Source organism: Pelomonas sp. KK5 (genome assembly GCF_001984095.1).
GTDB lineage: Bacteria > Pseudomonadota > Gammaproteobacteria > Burkholderiales > Burkholderiaceae_C > KK5.
On sequence record NZ_LYVQ01000539.1, the window covers coordinates 1 to 576 of the forward strand.

The following is a 576-nucleotide window of genomic DNA, read 5'->3' on the forward strand; positions in this document are numbered from 1 at the left end:
TAACGATTGCGTTCAGCCGCGCCGTTAGGCGTCGGCTGGAACTGCGGGTTAGGTGGCATTGGCAGCCTTCACCAAGCCCAGCAGCCGTGCACCGATGGCCTCGGCCGGCAGCAACGGGTTGAAGGAGACGGACAGTTCGATCTCGGGATTCTGCCCGTGTGGCGTGCTGGCACGAACAACGGTGTTGCTTGCGTTGACACTGCAACAACTGACGACGCGAAAGGCGCTCTCAAACTGCGTCACAGAGCGGCTACCCGATGCCTGGAAGGCTGGCCAGTCCTCTTTCTTGAGGGAGCGAAGATTCGCTTCCATCATCGAGAAGCGCTGAAACGCAGCTTGGAATTCCCGCCCAAGCACTTCCGCAGACGGTGTGCCGGCAATGAAGGTTGCATTGGCTTGCTCGAAATAGACGCCAGCAGGATTGCGGTGAGTCGCTGCAACAATCATGGCGGCCTCGGAGACATAGACATGTACGGCCCGAGCGGCGGACTCGATAGATTTTCGAACAAGACCGAGCACTCGATGCCACCTAACGATTGCGTTCAGCCGCGCCGTTAGGCGTCGGCTGGAACTGCG

1 protein-coding gene is annotated in these 576 nt (G+C 59.5%); it reads right to left on the bottom strand.

The features are described from left to right. Positions 1 to 48: 48 nt before the first annotated feature. The coding region (locus B0W88_RS32180; RefSeq protein WP_233151921.1) for a hypothetical protein at positions 49 to 576 on the bottom strand (528 nt) is incomplete at its 5' end.